This is a genomic window from Nonomuraea sp. PA05 (assembly GCF_008086045.1).
Classification (GTDB): domain Bacteria; phylum Actinomycetota; class Actinomycetes; order Streptosporangiales; family Streptosporangiaceae; genus Nonomuraea; species Nonomuraea monospora.
In genome coordinates this window covers 65,919-82,135 of the sequence record NZ_VSEY01000040.1, presented here as the reverse complement: position 1 = coordinate 82,135, position 16,217 = coordinate 65,919, and the positions used below count along the sequence as shown (strand labels likewise).

At 74.6% G+C, this 16,217-nt stretch carries 9 protein-coding genes; 5 read left to right on the top strand and 4 right to left on the bottom strand.

What is annotated here, in order from left to right; genetic code table 11:
- Positions 1-33 precede the first annotated feature (33 nt).
- Genes FXF51_RS45740 through FXF51_RS45730 form a run of 3 tightly spaced genes read right to left on the bottom strand, consistent with a single transcriptional unit; the run spans position 34 to position 6,640 of the window.
- Positions 34-2,532, bottom strand: a complete 2,499-nt coding sequence (locus FXF51_RS45740) for an NACHT domain-containing protein (RefSeq protein WP_148441077.1) — start codon at positions 2,530-2,532, stop codon at positions 34-36.
- On the bottom strand, positions 2,505-3,194 hold the full coding sequence (locus FXF51_RS45735) for a hypothetical protein (protein ID WP_148441076.1): 690 nt from the start codon (positions 3,192-3,194) through the stop codon (positions 2,505-2,507). Before FXF51_RS45735 ends, FXF51_RS45740 begins: the two co-directional genes overlap by 28 nt.
- The gene (locus tag FXF51_RS45730) at positions 3,185-6,640 is read right to left on the bottom strand and encodes a WD40 repeat domain-containing protein (protein ID WP_148441075.1); all 3,456 of its coding nucleotides are present in this window, start codon (positions 6,638-6,640) and stop codon (positions 3,185-3,187) included. Before FXF51_RS45730 ends, FXF51_RS45735 begins: the two co-directional genes overlap by 10 nt.
- Before the next feature lie 110 nt (positions 6,641-6,750).
- Here FXF51_RS45730 and FXF51_RS45725 point away from each other — a divergent pair, with 110 nt between their 5' ends.
- Entirely contained in the window at positions 6,751-8,202 is a 1,452-nt protein-coding gene (locus FXF51_RS45725; protein ID WP_148441074.1) for an ATP-binding protein, read from the top strand.
- 45 nt (positions 8,203-8,247) lie between these two features.
- Here FXF51_RS45725 and FXF51_RS45720 read toward each other — a convergent pair whose 3' ends face one another.
- Positions 8,248-9,105 carry a siderophore-interacting protein gene (locus FXF51_RS45720; protein WP_148441073.1) on the bottom strand — a complete coding sequence of 286 codons (858 nt, stop codon included), beginning with the start codon at positions 9,103-9,105 and terminating at the stop codon, positions 8,248-8,250.
- A gap of 263 nt (positions 9,106-9,368) precedes the next feature.
- Between FXF51_RS45720 and FXF51_RS45715 the strand changes: the two genes are divergently transcribed.
- From FXF51_RS45715 to FXF51_RS45700, 4 genes are all read left to right on the top strand, one after another.
- A complete protein-coding gene (locus FXF51_RS45715; RefSeq protein WP_148441072.1) occupies positions 9,369-12,842 on the top strand; it encodes a WD40 repeat domain-containing serine/threonine protein kinase in 3,474 nt (1,157 codons plus the stop codon).
- A 147-nt stretch (positions 12,843-12,989) separates the two neighbouring features.
- Positions 12,990-14,312, top strand: coding sequence for a cellulase family glycosylhydrolase (locus FXF51_RS45710; protein ID WP_148441071.1), 1,323 nt, complete (start codon positions 12,990-12,992; stop codon positions 14,310-14,312).
- Positions 14,313-14,334: 22 nt separating this feature from the next.
- Positions 14,335-14,907: a dienelactone hydrolase family protein gene (locus FXF51_RS45705; RefSeq protein WP_148441070.1), complete on the top strand. Its 573-nt coding sequence runs from the start codon at positions 14,335-14,337 to the stop codon at positions 14,905-14,907.
- A 93-nt stretch (positions 14,908-15,000) separates the two neighbouring features.
- A complete protein-coding gene (locus FXF51_RS45700; RefSeq protein WP_148441069.1) occupies positions 15,001-16,170 on the top strand; it encodes an NYN domain-containing protein in 1,170 nt (389 codons plus the stop codon).
- Positions 16,171-16,217: the final 47 nt, after the last annotated feature.

Genomic DNA, 16,217 nt, shown 5'->3' with positions numbered 1-16,217 from the left:
TGAGGTGAGGGCGCCCTGCCTGGCAGGGCGCCCTCACCGCTCGTCGCGGAAGTCCTGCGGGCCGGAGGTGAGGAAGTCCTGCAGCTCGCGGTGGCGGAACTGGTAGGTGGCGCCGCTGACGCGCAGCAGCCGGGCCTCGCACGCCCAGTCGAGGAACGTCCACAACCGCAGCGGCAGCAGCCCGCGCGTGGCGGCGACCGCCAGGCCGATCATGGTGCGGGTCCAGGCGACGGCGCCGAAGGCCAGGCCGAAGGTGACGCCGCCGATGAGCGCGCACACCAGCGACTCCAGCACGTCCTGGTTCATCACGAACACCAGGAAGGCGGCGACCCCGCCGGTGAGGCCGAACGCCAACCCGATCGTCGGGTTGCGGTGCAGCGCCTCGCGCGGGTGGGCCAGCTCGGCGTCCATGCTCCACCCGCCGGTCGCGATCTTGAAGGCGATCCCGAGCGCGACGGCCAGGACGAACGCCGCGCTCACCCCCGCGACCAGCGCGACGGGGCCGGCATGGGCCAGCCGCAGCGGCGCCAGCCCGGTGAGGGCACCGCAGAGCCCGAAGCCGAGCAGCGTGACGGGCTCGGCGCGGACCGCCTCGGAGACGGTCATGCGCTCGGCGCCGACCCGGCCGGCGGCGGTGAGCCCGATGACCGCGCCGAGCGTCAGCCCGCCCGTCCCGCCCGCGACGACGGCGAAGCCGGGCCCGAAGATCCTGCCCCCGGTCATGGCGAGCCCGGCCAGGCCGCCGAGCACCCCCACGGGAACGCCCGCCATCGCGCCGAGCAGCGCGCCCGCGAGCCGCCGCCGGGGAGGGACGTTGGCCCGCCCACCGGCCGCCGCCGGCCACGACGACAGTGAAAGGCCGGTCGCGATGCCCACCCAGGACGCCATGAGCGCCAGGGTCAGCATCTGCTCCGGGTGCAGCCCTGGGCCGAGGTCGCCGGGGCCGTCGACCGCTGAGCCCGTCCAGAAGGCCAGCATGGCGGTGATCGCCAGGAGCGCGCAGCACAGGCAGTGCAGCGCCCGCACCAGCCGCCACCCGCCGACCGGCCACAACAGGTGCGGGACGAGGTCGATCGCCGTCAGCCCCGGCGGCGGGCGTCCCGTCCCGCTGGTGCGGGCGGCCTGCCACCGCAGGTGGGCCGCCAGGTGCACGAGCCAGGAACGCACCTGGTCCGGCTGGTACGGGGTGCCGTGGGCGGCGCGGGGCGCCAGGCGGGTCGCGGCCGGGACATAGGCCTCCAGCAGCCGCCTGGCGATCCGCTCCGCCCCGTCGTGCGGGTCGGCGTCCGGGTCCGCGCGCAGCAGCTCGCCGGGGTCGGCGCCCGACTCGACGGCGGTGACGGTCAGCAGCAGCCGCCACGGCGTGGCGAGCGCGGCGTGCACGGCCTTGCCCGCCGAACCCGACAGCGCCGCGCGGATCGTGTCGCGGTGGACGGCGCGGGGGTGGCCGTCCGGCCAGCGGGCGCGCAGGTAGGCGGCGATCTGGTCGTTGGTCAGGTCGTGCAGGTGGATCAGGGCGGCGTTGCCGAGCCCCGCCCCCGCGTCGCGCAGCTCGGCGTGGCGGTCGGCCCGGCAGGTCACGACGACGGCGCCCGGACGGCGGCCGGACAGGTCGCTGTAGCGGTTGAGCTCCTCCAGCAGGCCGATCGCGCGGCGCGGGGTGCCGGGCGATGGGTCGGGGTCCAGCTCGTCGAGCCCGTCCATCACCGGGAGGACGCGGCGGTCGCGCACCAGGCGCCGCGCGTCCTGGGACAGGAGCCCGTAGTCCTGGACGAGCTGGTCGGCCAGCCACGGCTCGAAGGGGCTGCCCAGCGTCCATCGGGCCGCGTTGAGGCGGACCGGGACCATGCGGGGGTGGCCGGGTTGTTCGAGGAGTTGCAGGACCAGCTCGATGGCGAGGACCGTCTTGCCCGCGCCCGACTCGCCGACGACCATCAGTCGCTGGGGGCGCAGGGTGCCGAAGAAGCGGCCGATCGTCTGGAGGTCGTCCCCGTCCTGGTGCTCTGGGCCGTGCGGGCCGAACGACACGGGCGCGATGTCGTAGCCGCCGAGCAGCCCCTTGCGCGCCCTGTCCTCCTCCCGCACCACGCGCCGGACCAGCAGCTCGATCGCGGGGTCCGGATCATGGCGGGCGGTCTCCTCCTCGGCGCCGGGCGGGGGCGCGGCGGGCGCGGCCAGGCTCGTCCGCGCCGCCCGCCACCGTTCGAGCTCCCCGGGGATCAGCTCCGCCGGATGGTCGCAGGACCGCAGGCAGGCCGTCACGAACGCCCTGACGAACTCCCACCTCGGCAGCCGGTCGTTCTGCCGCAGCACGTGCGAGGTGGTGCTCTTCGGCAGCGCGTCCACCATGGCCCCGTCCGAGGCGGCCATCTGCCCGCCGAGGGTTCGCAGCCTGCTCAGGGACGGCTCCCCCGCCCACTGCCGCAGCCTGACCAGCGCCTCGACGAACTCGGCCGCGTCGCCGGCCTCCTCGGGGCCGGGAGGGCGGGAACGCTCCGCGTCCGTCACCGGCCCGCCCTCACCAGCGCCCACGTGAACCTCCCCCGGCCGCGCCGCAGCCGGCCTCCCTGGAGGCACACGCCCTCCAGCGTCTGCACGTGGCGGGACTCCATCAGGAAGTTGCGCGCCTCGTCGGCCTCCACCAGGTCCCTGCCGACCGCGATGGGCACGAACCCGTGCCGGGGAATGTAGACCCACCGGCCCCGGTCCCAGTCGTAGGGGTCGAACCAGCGGTGCCGCACCGTGCCGGACACCCGCACCTCCCGCCCGTCCCTGGTCAGCACGAAGGAGCCCTGCGAGCGCAGCAGGCTCATCCGGCTCACGTAGAACAGTTCGGTGCCGATGAACGCGTTGATCCGGGCGTCCCAGTAGTCGTGCAGCCAGGCCGAGTCGTGCTCGCCCAGCAGCGCGGCGCGCCGCACGAGTTGCCTTTCGAAGCGGCGCTGGTTCTTGCGCTCGGCCTTCCTGATCACCTTGAACGAGCGCAGCCAGCGCAGCGACATCGTCCTGGACGCGCCGGCGCCGTCCATGAAGTGCTCCAGGAAGTCGGAGGCGATCGGGTGGAAGTCGCGGCCGCCGTCGACGATCGAGCGGAACAGGCCGACCAGCTCCGGGACCGGCCTGCCCGTCCGGCGCCGGAGGCCTCGCAGGAACATGCTGGCTCTCCCCGTGGTGAGGTCGAGGGTCACGGACACGTCGGGCGGTACTCCTCCTGGCTGATGAGGCTCTCCCATTCCTGGCGGGTGAGTGAGCGGCCCGCGTTGGCGCAGGCGGCGCCCACGAGGTCGGCGGGCGTGCCGGCGTTCCACAGCCGGGCGGTGCCGTCGCCGGCCACGGTGGCGACGGCGGCGCCGTCGCGCCGGTAGGCGATCGCGTTCACCCCGCTGGTGTGGCCGGTCATCGGGGTGCCGAGCGGCCGGTAGGTGCGCAGGTCCCACAGCAGCACGTCGCCGCGCGCGGTGCCGGTGGCGAGGATCTCGCCGTCCGGGCTGAAGGCGAGCGCGACGGACGCGTCGTCCTCGGCGATCAGGGCGATGCCGGCCGGGCGGTGGTTCGGCACGTCCCACAGCCGCACGGCGTCGTCGGCGGCGGTGAACGCGAGCGTCCCCCCGTCGGGGCTGAAGGCCAGGTCGTTGACGAGCCCGCCGGCGACGGCGGGCGGGGTGCCCGCCGACTGGCGGCCGGTGGCCACGTCGAACAGCCGCACCCGCGCGTCGAAGCCCGCGCTGGCCACGACACGGCCGTCGGGGCTGATCGCCATCCCCGTGATGACGTCGGTGTGATCGGCGAGCACGATGTGCGGCCCGAACCGGCGGCGGGTCGCCACGTCCCAGAACACGATGCCCTTCTCGTGCTGCACGGCGACGAACCTGCCGTCCGGGCTGAGCTCGCACACCCCCGACAGGGCGGCGTCGTGCGCGAGCACCCGGCGGCCCGCGACGTCCCACAGCCACATGCCTTCGAGGCTGGAGGACAGGAGGGTACGCCCGTCGGGCAGGAACGCGAGCTGGGCCACGCCCCGGCGGGCGCCCTTGGGGGTGAGCGGGGGGCCGAGGGGTTGCTGGGTGGCCACGTCCCAGAGCTGGACGCCGGGGCTGCCGGGGACGCCGGTGGCCAGGACGCGGCCGTCGCGGCTGAGCGCGACGGCGGACTCGGCGGGCATCGGCCGGCCGATCTGCAGGTGGGTCCGCGGGTCGGCGAGCCGGACCACACCGTCGTCGCCGGCCGCGGCCAGCAGGTTCCCGTCCGGGCTGAACGCGACCTGCTCGACGCCCATGCCGTTGTCGGCCAGGGCGACCACCTGCCGCCTGCTGGCCGTGTCCCACAGGACGGTGCGGCCGGTGCGCCCGGCGGTGGCGATGCGGGTGCCGTCGGGGCTGAAGGCGACGCTGTTGAAGCCGGTGTTCCTGTCCCTGATCACGGCCGTCCGCTTGCCCGTGGACATGCTCCACAGGCGCAGGGCGTTGTCGTGGCTCAAGGTCGTGAGCGTGCCGCCGTCCGGGCTGAGGGCGAGGTCCAGGACGGTCTCCCGCTGCGTGGCGATCGGGGCGCCGCGCGGGCGGGACGTGGCCGTGTCCCACAGGCGCACGGCCTTGCCGGCGGCGACGGCCAGGGTGCCGCCGTCCCGGGTGAACACCACGTCGTTGACGATGCTCCTCAGGTTCCTGTCGTGGTCGGGGCGGCCCATGGCGGGCCCGCGGAGGCGGCGCGTGGCCGTGTCCCACTGCCGGACGACGCCTCTGAAGTCGCCGGTCACGATGGTCCTGCCGTCCGGGGCGTACACGAGCGCCGACACGACCGCCTCGTGCTCCAGCGGGGCGCCCATCTCGCGGCGGCTGGCCACGTCGTAGAAGCGGACGGTGCTCAGGCACGCGGTGGCCAGCGTGCGGCCGTCGGGGCTGAGGGCGAGCTCGACGCTCGAACAGTCGAAGCGGGCGCGGGTGATCGGGGCGCCGAGCTGCCGCCGCGTCGCCGCGTCCCACAGGCGCGCCGTCCCGTCGTCGCCGCCCGTCGCGATGGTCGAGCCGTCGGCGCTGAACGCCAGCGCCATGACGCCCTTGGTGTGCCCGGTGAGGCTGCCCCGTCCGGTACGGGTGGCCGCCGACAGCACCCGGTTGCGGGCCTCGTCCGTCTCCGCGATCTTCCAGGCCGCCACGGCCAGCAGCGACGACAGCGGCACGTCGCCGGCGACCTCGCTCTGCGCCGCGAGCTGGCGGGAGGTCGCCAGCCTGCGCTGCTGGGCGGCCTCGCCGGCCGCGTTGACGGCGGTGGCGGCGCCGATGACGGCCAGCACCGAGAGCATCGCCAGGCCGGTGACGGCGAGCCTGCGGCGGCGGCCGGCCCGCCTGGCCTCCCTGACGGAGGCGGCCAGGAAGGCCTCCACGGTGGGGCCGGGCGGCGGGAAGCTGTCGGGGTCGCGGTCCCAGCGGGGGCGGCTGTCCTGGACGGCGAGCAGGCGGCCGCCCCGGTAGAGGAAGGCCTGGTCGCGGTGGTTGTCGGACCACTGGGCGGCGGCGTCGAGGAGGCGGTCGTAGACGGACTGGGCGGCCAGGTCCGGTTCGAGCCACTGGCGGAGGGTCGGCCAGGCGGTCAGCAGGGCGTCGTGGGCGATCTCGACGGTGTCCTCGTGCAGGGTGAGCAGGCGGCGGCCGGCGAACGCGGACAGCAGGCCCTCCGCCGGGGAGGAGGCCGCGGCGTGGATCTCCGTCAGGCGTGCGGCGCGCCGCGCCACCTGGCCGCCCGCCGTGATCAGGGTCAGCCTGCGGAAGATCCGCAGCGCGGCCTTGCGGTCCTGCGGCGGCAGCCGGTCGAGCACCTCGTCGGCCGTGCGCCGCACCGAGTCGCGCACCCGGCCCGACTCCTCGTACCCGTGGACGGTGAGCATCCCGTCCACGCGCCGCTCCCACGTGTTGCGCAGCGCCTGGGAGAGCAGCGGCAGGGCGCCCGCCTGGAACCGGCCGCCCGCGTCCCGGCCGGCGCGCAGCTCGCCCAGGATGATCTCCACCAGGCCCGGCTCAAGGGTGAGCCCGGCAGCGGCGGCGGGCCCGGTGATGGCCAGCCGCAGGTCCGGCTCCGTCATCGGCTCGACGATCACCTGGCCGTCCTGGATGGCCTCGGCGAACTGCGGGTAGGCGGCGCAGCGGTCCCAGTAGTCCGCGCGCACCCCGATCACCACCGCGGCGCCGTCCGGGCCGTCGGCCATCGCGTGCAGGGCCGCCACGAACGCCTGCCGCTCCCGCTCGCCGGGCACCAGCGTGAACAGCTCCTCGAACTGGTCGACCACCAGGAGCACGCGCTCGCCCGGCCGTCGCGGATCGTTCCCGTCCAGCGCCTGGGTGAGTGCGCGCGACGGGTCCGCCGTGGGGGTGATGAGCAGGCAGCGCCACTCCCGCGCCCCCGTCAGCGTCCCCCGCGCCACCTCGGGGAGCAGGCCGGCGCGTAACAGCGACGACTTGCCGACGCCCGAGGCGCCCGAGACGAGCAGGATCGTGCCCTGCCCGGCCAGGCGCTTGGCCAGGCGGTCGAGGAGGTCGCGCGTGGCGCGCGTGCGGCCGAAGAACAGCTCGGCCTCGCCCGTCTCGAACGGCGCCAGGCCTTGGTAGGGGCACACCTCCTCCGGATGGTCCCCCCGTTCGCCCATGGCGGTCATTCTGACAAACGCGGCTTTCCCCATCAAACGAGTACCGTCCGATTTCGTCCAATGTCGTCCCGTCAGTGGCTGGAACGGCGCGAACGCGGTTCTGATGGACCTTGCTGTCAGTTGATCGCCGGTTGCGCGGGGGCGGGCCGGGGATCCTCAACGGGGGATGTCGGGGAGACACTTTGCACTCAGCACGACCTGCTCTGCCCGGCCCCGGGCGGAGCGCAGTCGGGGAACCCACGTCGGGGGCGTTGCTGCGGGGATGGCGGAAACGGGCGTTGCTGACGCAGGAGCAGCTCGCCGAGCGGGCGGGGCTGAACGTCAGGACCGTGCGGAGGCTGGAGAGCGGCGGGCTCCGGCAGCCCCGCACCACGTCGGTCCTGCTCCTGGCGCAGGCGCTGGAGCTGGACGGGGAGGAGCGGGCGCTGCTGGCCGCCGTCGCGCGCGGCGTGACGGCCGACGACGGGAACGGCGAGCGGGCCGGGGAAGGTCCGCCGCGTGCGGCGGCGATCGTCCCCCGCCAGCTGCCCGCCGACGTCACGGCTCTGGTCGGCCGGGCGCGCGAGCTGGCGATCCTGGAGGGGGACGGCGCGGGCACTTCCACGATGGACGGCCTGGCGGGCACTTCCACGATGGACGGCCTGGCGGGCACGGCGGGGGTCGGCAGGACGGCGACCGTGGACGGCATGGCGGGGGTCGGCAAGACGGCGCTGGCCGTGCACGCCGCCCACCGGCTCGCGCACCGCTTCCCCGACGGGCAGCTCTTCGTGGACCTGCGCGCCCACTCCCCCGGCGCGGCCCCGGTCGAGCCGGGCGAGGCGCTGGCCCGCATGCTGCGCGCGCTCGGCGTTCCCGGCGACAGGATCCCCTGCCACCTCGACGACCGCACCGCGCTGTACCGGAGCGTGCTGGCCGAGCGCCGGGTCCTCGTCGTCCTGGACGACGCCGCCGACGACCACCAGGTGCACCCGCTGCTGCCCGCCGGGCCCGGCTGCCGGGTGATCGTGACGAGCCGGCGGCGCCTGACTTGCCTGGGAGAGAGCCTGTCGCTGGACGTGCCGCCGGTGGCGGAGGCCGTGGCGCTGTTCATCAGGACGGCGGGGGTGGGGCGGGCGGCAGACGCGCCGCTGGACGTCCTGCGCGAGGTCGTGGAGCGGTGCGGGCGGCTGCCGCTGGCCGTGTGCGTGGCGGGGGCGCGGCTGCGTGCGCACGCCACCTGGAGCGCGCGGCACCTGCTCGGCCTGCTGGCGGCCGATCGGCTGGGCGAGTTGCGGGCCGGACGGCACGACGTGGCCGCCGCCCTGGACCTGTCCTACGCCGGGCTCGCTCCTGAGGAGCGGCGCGCGTACCGGATGCTGGACTGCTTCGGCGCCGTCTTCGAGGTCCACGAAGCCGCCGCCTCGCTGGGGACCACCTCCGCGCGTGCGGCGCGGCTACTGGAAGGGCTCCTGGACGTGCACCTCCTGCGCGAGATCGCACCCGGCCGCTACCGCCCCCACGACCTGGTACGAGACCACGCCGCCCGGACCTCGTCAGCGTCGGCGGCGGCGGCCGGGAGGTGACCGCCCAGGCCGCCGGAGGAGTGCGGCCGGACGGTCACCGGCTCATCACGCGGGCGAGTCGCTCAGCACCTTCGCCTCTTCCTCCTCGATCTGCTGGTTCCACTCCCGCTTGGAGGACTGCCAGCCGTCCTCGTCGCGCCCCAGCCGCCAGTAGCCGGAGATCGAGAGCTGCTCCATCGGCACGGCCCGCTCCACCCGCAGGTAGCGCCGCAGCTCCTTGACGAACGTCGCCTCGCCGTGCACGAACGCGTGCACCGTGCCGTCCAGGAACTTGGCCTCCCGCACGGCCCGCACCAGCGCCTCGCCGACCTGGCCGCCCTCGCGGTGCAGCCACACGACCTCGGCCGCGCAGTCCGTCGGCAGCTCCTGCTCCTCGGCGGGGTCCTCCACCTCGACGAAGACCTTGGCGGGCGCGCCGGCGGGCACCCGCTCCAGCGCGGCGCCGATGGCCGGCAGGGCGCTCTCGTCGCCTGCCAGCAGGTGCCAGTCGGCCTCGGCGCTGGGCGCGTAGCCGCCGCCGGGGCCCATGAAGCGCATCACGTCGCCCGGCTCGGCCTGCATCGCCCACGGCCCGGCCAGGCCCTGCGCGCCGTGGCAGACGAAGTCGATGGCCAGCTCCCGCGCCTGCGGGTCCCAGGAGCGGACGGTGTAGGTCCGCGTCGTGGGCCACTGCTCGCGGGGCAGCTCGGCGCGGATCACCCCCATGTCGAACGGCTCCGGATACTCCACGCCGGGCACCGGGAACAGCAGTTTCACGTAGTGGTCGGTGAACTCACCCGCTTTGAACCCGGCGAGCCCCTCGCCGCCGAGCACCACGCGGATCATGTGGGGGGTCAGCTGCTCGGTGCGCAGCACCACAGAGGTGGTGCACCGGGGGGCACGCCGGGTCGATTCCGTCGCCATGGGACTCCTCCTCGCTAGATTAGGTAAGCCTAACTTAGCCATCGACCTTGACGTGCCCGGCCAGGTGGGCAGACGCACCGCGCGCGGAAGGGGCGCACATGCGGGCGCTCAGACACCCGAAGCGTTCCGCGAGCTTGCGGATCTCCTCCTGCCGCCGCCTCGCGTCCATCGGCTCCTGGATCATGCCTTCGCGCCTGAGCCGCTCGGTGACAGCCGTTGATCATGAGGAGAACCTCCGCCGGACGGGCGGCGTCTAACCCGCCGTGGATCCATTGCTGGCGGGCGACCCGCCTCGTATCGGCGGTTACTGGCTGGCAGGCCGGCTGGGCGCGGGCGGCCAGGGCGTCGTCTACGAGGCCTACGACGCGGCGGGGACCCGCGTCGCCGTGAAGGTGCTGCGCGCCGAGGCGCGTGATCGTTTCGCGAAGGAGGCGGAGGCGGCGCGCCGGGTGGCGTCGTTCTGCACGACCAAGGTGCTGGACGTCGAGCTGGGCGGGGACGCGCCGTACATCGTCAGCGAGTTCGTGCCGGGGCAGAGCCTGCGCAGGGCCGTACAGGGCGGGCGCAGGTTCACCGGCGACGACCTGCACAGGCTCGCGACGGCCGTGGCGACGGCGCTGACCGCCATCCACGACGCGGGCGTGATCCACCGCGACCTGAAGCCGGACAACGTCCTGCTCGGCCCCGACGGGCCACGGGTGATCGACTTCGGCATCGCGCGGACCACCGACATGTCGCTGACCGCGACCGGAGAGGTGGCGGGCACGCCCAGCTACATGGCGCCCGAGGTGTTCACCGGGCAGCGGGCGGGCACCGCGGCGGACGTGTTCGCGTGGGGCGCGGTGCTGGTGTTCGCGGCGACGGGCGAGGACCCGTTCCGCGCCGACAACCTGGGCGGCGTCATGCACCGGGTGCTGTCGGCGCAGCCCGACCTGAGCATGCTGCCGGACCGGCTGGCCACGCTCGCCGCCGCGGCGCTGGAGAAGGACCCCGCCGCCCGCCCGTCCGCGCGTGACCTGCTGCTGGCGCTGGTGTCGGGCGACGGCGGCGACGTGCGCGGGCTGCTGGCGGCGGGCAGCCGGTCCGCCGCGGGCATGTACGTGCCGCAGACGGCCGACCCGGAGCTGGGCGCCATCGCCGAGGACGTCTACGCCTCCCTCCCGGCCGAGGAGCGCGACCTGGCGGCCGAGGTGTTCCTGCGCCTGGTGACCGTCACCGAGGACGGGCACGAGACGGTCCGCTGGGCGGCCGTCGAGGAGCTGACCGACGGCCGTCCCGAGATCCAGCGCATCCTGGAGCGCTTCGCCTACCTGCTGACCCGGCGGGACGGCGCGGTCGCGCTGTCGCGCCCCGCGCTGCTGCGCGCCTGGCTGCGGCTGCGCCTGTGGGTGGACGCCGACCGCGCGGGCCTGGCCACGCTCGCCCAGCTCTCGGCCGCCACCCGCCACTGGATCGAGCACGGCCGCAAGGACGGCGACCTGCTGCAGGGCAGCCGCCTGGAGCAGGTGCTCACCTGGGCCGCGGCGGGACGCACGCACGTCCGGCTGACCGGCGCGGAGCGCTCCTTCCTGCACGCGGCGACCGCCCTGACCCGCAGGCGCACCAGGCGGCGGCGCACGGTCACGGTGGCGCTGGCCGGGCTGCTGGTGGTCTCGGTGGTGGCCGCTGGGGTGGCCTTCGTCCAGGCCCGGCGCGCCTCCGAGCAGAGCGAGGCCGTCGCCCAGCAGCGCGACCTGGCCGTCGGCCGCCAGGTCGCGGCCGAGGCGGACCGGCTGCGCACCACCGATCCGGTCGCGGCGATGCTGCTCAGCGTGACCGGCTGGCGGCTCGCGCCGGGCCCCGACACGCGGCGGAGCCTGATGGGCTCGCTGACCATGCCGGAGCGCGCGGCCTTTCGCGACCCCGCCATCAAGGGCGTGACGGCGGCGGCCTCGGCCGTCTCCGGCCGGATCAGGGCCGTGGCCGGCGATGACGGGGTGCGCGTCTACGACGTGACCGCCAGGCGGCAGCGCGCGTACTGGAAGTGGCCGGCCGGGTTCGCCGCGCTGCCGGGGACGGCGGCGCTCAGCCCGAGCGGCGCGACCCTGGTCGTGCTCAGCGAGAACACCATGTCCGCCTGGGACACGATGACCGGCAGGAAGCTGCGCGAGCAGGCGGTGGCCGAGGGCACGCCGCGCCCCGACCTGGCGTTCGGCGACAACGAGGACCTGGTGAGCGTGACCCGGATGGGCTCGGTGGAGCTGCTCTGGAACGTCAGGACGGGCCGCGCCTTCCGGCCGGACATGGAGGCGGGCGTGTCGCCGGCCATCTCGGCGTCCGGCGAGTTCGTCGCGGGCATGGGGCTGAACGAGGGGATGAAGGTCATCCGCCTGTCCGACCTGTCGGTGGTGTCGTGGTCGCCGAAGACGTGCCACGCGATCGCGTTCTCCCCCGACAGCTCCCGCATGTACTGCGCGAACGGCGACGTCAAGGCCTGGAACACGCGCACCGGCCGCCGGATCCCCGACGGCGACGAGCCGTTCTGGGACGTGTTCGAGACCGGCGCCCGCCTGTGGGCGTCGGCGGACGGGACGCGGCTGCTGGGCCTGTACCAGAACACGATCCGGGTGTGGAACGCGAGCAGCGGCGACGAGCTGTTCACCTACCACGCGGAGGGCGAGCCGGAGCAGGCCTGGATCGAGGGCGGCGGCTCCGTGCGGTACCTGCTCGGCAACTCGACCGTCACGCTCGGCACCGGCTCGCGCGGCCTGGCGGGCACGCTCCCCGGCCGCGCCAGGCTGATCAGCCTCGGCGACGGCCCTGTGCTGGTCGCGGCCGAGCCGGACGACCGGCTGCGCGTGTGGGACGGCCACCGGCTCGGCGCGCCCCTGCCGGACTCGGCGGAGTCGGCCGCCCACGAGGTCGATCCGCAGGGCAGGCGGCTGGTGGGGGTGACGGACGACACCAGGACCATGCGGGCGTGGGACGTCGCCACCGGGCGGACGTCGTGGACCTGGCCGGTCCCGGCGATGCAGAGCGTGGTCGCCACGGCGTTCACCCCGGACGGCGCCAGGCTGGTGCTCTCGCTGGCCGAGACCAGCCAGCGCGACGCCCGCAACGAGCTGCTCGTGCTGGACGCCGCCACCGGCAAGGTGCTCAAGCGGCACCACCTCGACACGGGCACCGGCGACCTGGCCGTGGTGCACTCCGGCGACGCCGTGGTGACCACTGCCGGCAGGATGCTGGACCTGGACACCGGGCAGCTCACCGGATCCGGCTTCAACAGCGGGGAGAGCGTCGCCATCGCCGCCGCCCGCACCGAGCCGCTGGTCGCGTTCGGCTCGTCCGCCGTGCAGCTCTGGGACCACGCGGAGGGCACCGAGCTGTCGCCGCTGCTGCGCCCGGCGGGCGCCACCGCGGTCTCCGACATCGCCTTCAGCTCCGACGGCGCGCTCGTCGCCGCCGTCAGCAGCACGCGGCAGGAGGAGTACTTCGTGCACGTCTGGGACGTCGCCACCCGGCAGGAGGTGGCCGCCGTGCCGATCGGGTTCGGCGACGAGCTGCGCTTCAGCGCCGACGACAGCCTGCTGTACGCCGGGGTGCGCGGCTACCGGACCGTCACGACGATCCCCGTCGGCGGCGACGCGGTGGCGGCGCTCGTGTGCGAGAACGCGGGGCGGACGCTGTCCGAGCGGGAGTGGTCCCGGCACCTGGGCGGCGTCCCCTACCGCGACCCCTGCGCGCAGCCGCACCCATGAAACTTCCAGACCCCGTCGAGCCGGGTCTCCGCAGGTGAAGGCCGCTCTCGCCTGCTGGAGGGCAGGACGCTGTGAGCGTTAACAACGTCACTTTCCCCGCCGCCTTTGTAGCCTTCAGGCCGCTTAGACCACGGAGGTAGGCAGGTCATGAGAAGACCGTTCCTCGCTCTCGCCGCCGCCCTGCTCGCGGCCGTCGCGGCCGTCCTGGTGTCCGTCCAGCCGTCGTCGGCGGCCACCGGCCTGCACGTCAGCGGGACGAAGATCCTCGAAGCGGGCGGCCAGGAGCTCATCATGCGGGGCGTCAACCACCCCCACGTCTGGTACACCGGCCAGACCCGCTCCTTCGCCGACATCAAGGCGCTCGGCGCCAACACGGTGCGCGTGGTGCTGGGCACCGGCAAGCGGTGGGGCCCGTCAGGCGACGTCGCCAGCGTGATCTCGCTGTGCAAGCAGAACCGGCTGATCTGCGTCCTGGAGGTGCACGACACCACCGGGTACGGCGAGGAGGGCGCCGCCGCCTCCCTCGACGAGGCCGCCGACTACTGGATCAGCCAGAAGAGCGTCCTGACCGGCGAGGAGAGCTACGTCGTCATCAACCTCGGCAACGAGCCCATCGGCAACGTCAACGCGAGCCAGTGGATCGACGCCACCGCCGGCGCGATCAGGAAGCTGCGCGCCAACGGCTTCGAGCACCTGCTCATGGCCGACGCCCCCAACTGGGGCCAGGACTGGCAGTACGTCATGCGCGACAACGCCCAGACGATCCTGGACGCCGACAGCCGGCGCAACACCGTGCTGTCGATCCACATGTACAGCGTCTTCAACACCGCCGCCGCCATCACCTCCTACCTCGACCGGTTCCAGGCCAACGGCTGGCCGCTGGTCATCGGCGAGTTCGGCTGGCGCTTCAACTCCGGCGAGGTGGACGACGAGACGATCGTGGCGGAGGCCCGTACGCGCGGGCTCGGCTACCTCGCCTGGTCGTGGAGCGGCAACACCGACCCGATCCTGGACATGACGGTCGGCTTCGACCCGAACCAGCTCACCACCTGGGGCCAGCGCATCTTCAACGGCGTCAACGGCATCAAGGCCACCTCCAAGGAAGCCGCCGTCTACGGCGGCGGCGGAACCACCAGCCCCACCCCGACCGTCTCCCCCACCCCGCAGCCGGGCGGCTGCTCCGCCACCTACAAGGTGACCGGCCAGTGGGGCGGCGGCTTCCAGGGCGAGGTCAAGGTGACCGCCGGCAGCTCGGCGATCAGAGGCTGGACGGTGACGTGGACCTACGCCGACGGCCAGACCGTCACCAACGCCTGGAACGCCACCGTCACCGGCAGCGGAGCCGCCGTGACGGCCCGCAACATGAGCTACAACGGCAGTCTCGCCGCGGGCGCCGCCACCACGTTCGGCTTCCTCGGCTCCTGGAACGGCGCCAACAGCGCCCCGGCCCCGGCCTGCACCCCCGCGTGACCTCACTGGCTAAGCTGCGCGCATGGCACGTGTTCTGCTCTTGCACTCGATGTACGGCCTGCGTCCCGCCGTCCACCAGGCGGCCGACAGGCTGCGGGCGGCCGGTCACGAGGTGCACGTCCCCGACCTGTACGACGGCCGGGTCGTGGACACCCCCGAGGAGGGGATCGCGATCAAGGACGAGATCGGCCGGGACGAGCTGCTGAAGCGGGCCGTGGCCGCCGCGGCCCCGCTGTCCGACGAGCGCCTAGTCTACGCGGGTTTCTCGCTCGGCGCGGCCATCGCGCAGAACCTGGCCCTGGGCGACGAACGGTCCCTGGGCCTGCTGCTCATGCACGGCACGTCCGACATGGCCGACGGCGTCTCCGCCGACGACCTGCCCGTCCAGCTGCACGTCGCCGACCCCGACACCTACGAGCCCGCGGACTGGCTGAACAGCTGGTACCTGGGCATGCGCCGGGCGCGGGCCGACGTGGAGGTCTTCCGCTACCCCGGCGTGGGCCACCTGTTCACCGACCCGGACCTGGCCGACTACGACGCCGGGGCGGCCGGGCGCGCCTGGGCCATCGCCGAGGACTTCCTCGCCGGCCTGTAGTCCGCCCTTCGGCGGGGTCGCGGCCGGTCGTCCAGGGCGAGATCTGCCGAACGGCGGATGGGCGCCGTCGCCGGGCCGCTCCAGGCTTGAGCCATGAGAAGAATCATGGCGTCCTGGCCCCGGTGGGCCGGGTACGCGGCGGCCGGGTGGTCGCTCGGTTACGGGGCGCTCGGGCTGTTCTGGGCGCTCGGCGGCGCCGGGTTCCCCTTCGGCAGGAGCGACCCCGACTGGGAGCCGGGGCTGTCGGTGCTGGGGGACGCGAGCGGGGAGGTGGCGGCGCCGCTGATCGCCGTGCTCGGTCTGCTGGGGGGCGTCGCGGGGGTGGCGAGCGCGCGGGGGGTGCGGTGGGGGCGGCCGGTGCTGCTCGGGTTCTCGTGGGTGGCGGCGGCCGTTCTCACCGTGGTCGTCCCGGACAACCGGGTGCTGATGGTGGTGGCTTACGCGCCGCTGCTGGTGGTGTTCCTCTTCACGGGGGTGCCGGGCGGGCAGCCGATGGCTGAGCTGGTGCCGTGGTCGCGGATCAACCTGTTCGTCGTGCTGGCAGGCGGGCTGCTGTGGGCGCTGGCCGCGCTGGCCTACCAGCGGCGGACGGCGGGGCGGTGCGCGGCCTGCGGGCGCGGCTCGCACGGTACGGCGGGCAGCGGGGGCGCGCGCCGTACGGCGAGATGGGGCGGGAGCTCGCACGGCGCGGCGGGCCGCGGGGGCCCGCGCCGTGCGGCGGGGTGGGCGACGCCGCAGGCGGCGCGGCGGTGGGGGGTGTGGGCGGTGGTGGTCGCGGCGGCCATCCCCGCCGGGTACGACGCCAGCCGCTTCGCCTGGGCGGCGGGCCTCCCGCTGGGGATCACCGAGGAGTTCTGGCAGTGGCTGGACGAGTCGGGGCTGCGCTGGGCCGGGCTGTTCCTCAGCCTGATGGGGCTGGGCGGGGCGATCCTCACGCTCGGGCTGGCGCAGCGCTGGGGCGAGGTGTACCCGCGGTGGATCTGGTTCAGAGCGGGCCGGCCGGTGCCGCCCATGCTGGCCGTCGTGCCCGCCTCCGTCGTGTCGGTGATCGTGTTCTCGGGCGGGCTGACGTTCTGGCGGCTGCGCATGGTGCACGACTACGGGTGGGACATGTGGGCGACGTGGGCGCCGTCGCTGCTGTGGCCGTTGTGGGGGGTGGCACTGGCCGCCGCCACCCTCGCCTACCACCTGCGCCGCCGGGGCGCGTGCCGGGCGTGCGGGCTCGGCGGCCCGCCGGCCGCGCAACCGGCGGGGCGCGCATGACCATGGCCGGTGATCGCGTGTGGGTGGGACAGGCGGCCGTGCGTGGT